Below are 2,426 nucleotides of genomic sequence, written 5' to 3' on the forward strand. Positions count from 1 at the left end.
TCCATCAAGACTTCACTGCCGTGCTTTTTGCGGATTTTGTCCAGCTTTGGGGTTAGCCAGGCAATCTGCTCTTCAGGGGTGTAAGCCAACTGTTCTTTCCTGTTGAAAAACTGCTTTAACAGGCTGTGTACTGAGCAATCCCATTGGCTTGTCAGTCGATTCCTGACCAGACAGGACAACTCAGCCCTTCGCTGTTTTGTGGCAGCAGGGTTGGCGGTTATGCCGGGCGCTGGTTGGGGCATGTTCTGTTCGATCACTGGCTGTCTGGTTCGCTCACTGCAGCCGGGGTGTTCGGTGGCGGGTGTCGATAAGGTGTTGTCAGCATCGTTGCCGGTAGCGCTATCCGGGCCCATATCCTGAACCAGGTCATCCTTGTCTGGTGAGTATTTGGACTGGTACGCAGGTTCACTGCAGGCAGGTTCACGGCTCGGGTTATTAATCAGGGAATTTGTCTGTTGATGAACAGGTGTTGCGCGGCTGCTATCTATATCGCCATTGATGTCTATATCGCCATTGATGTCTATATCGCCATTGATGTATCGCTGAATTTCCTCCGGTGTCAGGCCGCACAGATAGCGCGTATCTTTGGCCTTGATTCGGGCATATTCAATTTTTGACGTTAGAAAAGTCCGGAATGACGGGCTGAGATACCCGCTGTCAGCCGTTGTCGGGTCCTCGTCAGGGGCATCCATCAGTGTTTGCAGTTGTTGATGCATCTGTTCATAGCATCGACAGGCATTGCGGTAGTCGCCTATTTCTGCGAACAGGTCTCCGGCCTTGAGGTTTAAGGGAATGAATTTCCCCCGGCGAGTGGCTTGTTCATACCATGTCGCTGCTTTCTCAGGGGATGAACAGTCGATCAATTTTTGCTCATGGAGCCAGGCTATCAGGAAGCTTGCATAAGCATGGAGAGTATCAGTCAGGTGTCGTTCGCTGTTCACGGCCCGGTTCAGGAGCTGAAATGCATGCTTCATCCTGTCGCGATGGCGGGGCATGTTGTATATGCGGGTCTTGTCATTGGGGGCCTGGTAGGTCATGGCGTTGAAAATATTGGCGAATGCCGTCACCAGATTCTCAGGTTTCGGAAACGGTTTCTCGTTCTTCATCCAGGTAGCAGAAGAAGCAGTCTGCCCCGCTTTTTTGCTGCTGACAAAAACTGACTTACTGACTGGCGTGTTCAATTCTGTGCCCTTGAACCAGACACCGTCGGCTCTTTGAGTGACTGTACTGGTAAATTTACGGGTTGGGGTTGACCGGTTGCCCATTGGATTTTGTGACAATCCCCCAGTTATTTCGGTTAGCTGGTGGCTTATGCGGGCCTTGTCACAAAAAATGGCCATATGTAATGCCCTGCACAGCACTTCGTATTCATCGGCAGGCTCGGGAAGATGAACGGACTCACTACGCAAGGCATTAATCAGGAATTCATGCCTGGAAAACACTAAAACCGGGGAATCAAGGGATGAGTAGGGGTAAAAATAATTTATCTTTATGAATTGGCTGGCTATGTTAGCCAGCCGTTGCGTTATGGCCATGGGGGAGGCCAGAGGTTCGGTGTTGGGATACAGGCCACTGTCAATGAGTAGTTTAAACCACTGATCCGACAGCCGTATCTGCTGGCCAGAACGAAATTGCCTGATTTTCTCGACATCACTGGCGCGGCTGATTGTGCCGCTATTGAGTGCGCTCTGAATAAGCCAGGAGCGTAGCTGTTTCGCGGTTTGCCCGGCATCCACCCGGTTTGCTAATGCCAGGTGCTCAAACGCTTCCTTGCGTTTGCTGCTGGCCTTGTCCAGAAATATGCTGCTGGCCGTGTCCAGAGATATGGATGCTGTCTTGGCAGGTGCCTTTTGCCGTTGCTGCTCATGCATCTTCAATAACCTTTCTGACTCTATCAGACGGCATGCGCCCACTGCTAACAGGGCACCGGGATTCAGATTGCCGGATGCATCCGGTGGCCCGTCTTTAACAATCCTGCGCTCGTTTTCAGTCAGGATGCCTCCGACCCTCTGTTTCGGAATTATTTGATGTACACGGTTGCAAGCACAGGTGTAGGGTGGTTTCACATCCTCAAACGGACAATATTGGCCCCAGAACCAACAGGTAAAATTTTTCATGGCATATTTATCATCAAGCACTGGAGAGAAGTTGCTGTTAATAGCCACAGCAAACAGTGCCTTGACCTGCTCGGTGAACGATAAGTGATGATCACCTATGCAGATTGAGCGAACGACATCATGATTAATACTGACCTTACGACCAGAAAAAAAATTCTCCCCGGTGAGCGTGTCTATGGTATCGCCAAGATCCTTGAGGACACTGTTCACAAATGGGTTGTTATTCAGTCTCTCCACAGTCTGGTCCTTTACTCAACACCTGAATCCGTAAGGTTTTGATTGCACCGGAAGAATTTTACCAATTTAATA

1 protein-coding gene is annotated in these 2,426 nt (G+C 50.2%); it reads right to left on the minus strand.

Features of this window, described 5'->3' with window-relative positions; all coding sequences use genetic code 11:
- Positions 1-2,354, minus strand: a 2,354-nt coding sequence (locus KDK14_RS02195) for a soluble NSF attachment family protein (RefSeq protein WP_257263384.1), incomplete at its 3' end; no start/stop codon positions are given.
- Between the last annotated feature and the right edge of the window lie 72 nt (positions 2,355-2,426).

The organism is Endozoicomonas sp. ONNA2 (assembly GCF_024606365.1).
Lineage (GTDB): Bacteria > Pseudomonadota > Gammaproteobacteria > Pseudomonadales > Endozoicomonadaceae > Endozoicomonas.